The 2,293-nt window shown below is 48.6% G+C and carries 1 protein-coding gene; it reads right to left on the bottom strand.

Going from position 1 to position 2,293, the window contains the following annotated elements:
- Positions 1–608: 608 nt before the first annotated feature.
- On the bottom strand, positions 609–2,293 hold a 1,685-nt coding region (locus JWG39_RS15915), incomplete at its 5' end, for a type I restriction enzyme subunit R domain-containing protein (protein WP_205220427.1).

Here is a 2,293-nt window from a genome sequence, read left to right as displayed (position 1 = left end):
GAATAAAGCGTAAATCACTCATCTTAGTATAGAGTTAAAATGAAGATCATCTCTTGCTTGACAACATCTTGAATGTTTGACGTTTTTTTTTAAAAAAATATTTTTTTTGCAAGGTGCGAAATATAAGTTAAAGCGGGAAAGGCGAAAAGCGGTAAGGCAATTGGGGGCGATTACGAATGAGTAATAATTCGTGTCCATTCGTGTTCATTCGTGGTTCCTTTTGTAGTTTGTAACCACAAATGGATAAACAGGATACAAAACGGGGTATAACTTAATGCAATTGGTATTATATAAATTTTCCGTGTATTTCGTTAGCCATCCGTCTTTGTCGTTAATTCTTTTATAAAAAAAATAGTGTGTTTCGTTGTCTTTCCGTCTTTTGCCTTTCTTCGCGTTCCTTCGTGTTCTTCGCGGTAAAAATTGCCTTACCGCTTTTTGCCTTTGTCTTTTTTATATAAAAAGCCTTTATTCACATGTTTAGAGCTTTCCTTTGGCAAAAAGTTTTTCGCTGTTCCGTCTTTTGCTTTTTCCCGTCTCCTTTCTCCCTTTTCCCGTTCCCCGGCCTTTAAATCCGCCAATACAAAATGTGATTGGTATCATACATCCGTTTATCCCTCATTTCCCTGCAGCAGATCAAACACCACCCTGGCAAACCCTGCTGCCCGTTGTGGATCTTCCAGCAGTTGTTTCCACTGCTCCAGATGTGCCTCATGGCTGTCGAATATGGCATCATCGACGGCCCCTGGAAAATCCCCCAGCATGGCCTGTTCCGGGGAATTGTTGGCAATTTGCAGCATGACCTCGGCGTTTTCGCGCACCTTGTCCCGAATGGTACAGGCGTAGTTGACCAGATCCTGGTCTGTGAGGTTGTCGGTGATGAACAGCTCGTTGAGGCGGGTGATGATCTGAGTGAGCAGCTCTTCCTGACGATTTTTCGCTTTGGCCAGTCCCGGGCCGTCTCCGGGTTGCAGATTGTATTCCCCTGCGGTGTCCTCAAGCATCAGGTTCTGCTGTTTGATCCTCGACAGCCGGTAATGGCTCAGGACGACTCCCTGAAGATCAATATCGTCTTCATCCAGGATCGATTCCCGGAGCATGGGGCGCAGGTTGCGGGCGTAGAGGCTGAGCTTTTCCAGATCCTTGTCGTCATAATCGACAATCTGGGACATGAACTCAAAAAACCGCACGAAGGTGCCCAGATCCTTCTTGAAAATCTCCAGCCCGTCCTTTTCCTTTTTGCACGCATTAAAATTGTTCTCCGCGTTGGCAATGAGCACGGGATCTTTCGTCTTTTTGGTGCGTTCAAATATCTCTTTAGAATTAGTATAGGCACGCAGCGCATCCTTATACCGAACCTTCCACCGTTCGACCGCCGGTTTGCAGATATTGGCGATGGCGGCGTTGCTTTTCCCCTGCTTGAGCCAGGCCTCACAGAACTGCTCCACTTCCTGCCACAGAAAAATGCCGGAACCCCGCAGTTTCTCGAACAGGTCGAAAATCAGATTGGGATCAGAGACGTCCGCCAGTTCCGCCGTCTGATAGTAGGGCTGGAAGGCGTCCAGGATATCCTGGGAGTCGTTAAAAAAATCGAGCACAAAGGTGCCGCTCTCGGCCTTGCCGGGACAGATGCGGTTTAGCCGGGACAGCGTCTGCACGCACTCCACGCCGCCCAGCTTCTTGTCCACATACATGGCGCACAGTTTGGGCTGATCGAATCCGGTCTGGAACTTGTTGGCCACGATCATCACTTGATAGTCCCTGTCAAAGGCGGTGCGTATATCCCGGCCCTTGAGCTGCGGATTCATGTTCGAGCTGGTCTCAGTGAATTTTTCCCCCAGCAATCCCTCGGCGTGGGGATCGTTTTCTGAGAATTCCACCTCGCCGGAAAAGGCCACCAGGGCGTGGATGTCGGTATAGCCTTTTTGGATAATGTATTTTTCAAAGCCCAGCTTGTAACGCACCGCCACTTTTCTCGAACTGGTTACCACCATGGCCTTCGCCTGACCGCCTAAAAGCCCCTGGACATTGTCCCGGAAGTGCTCAATGATCACCTGCACCTTCTGCGCAATATTGTAATCGTGCAGCCGTACCCACTGGTCCAGCTTCACCTTCGCTTTTTTGCTCTCCACCTCCTGATCTGACGCCGCAATCTTCATGGCCAGATGACAGCTATTCCCGGTTGGAGCTAAAAAACGGCCTGAAATTGATTTTCGTACCATCGGCTGTGAATTCAGCACAAAACCAAACAGTATAATGTGGTTTTTGAGCAACAATATGCAAATCGGGTGGGAAC

Source organism: Desulforhopalus vacuolatus (assembly GCF_016918505.1).
Classification (GTDB): Bacteria; Desulfobacterota; Desulfobulbia; order Desulfobulbales; family Desulfocapsaceae; genus Desulforhopalus; species Desulforhopalus vacuolatus.
The sequence above is the reverse complement of the archived record's forward strand: the minus strand, read 5'-3'. Positions and strand labels throughout refer to the sequence as shown.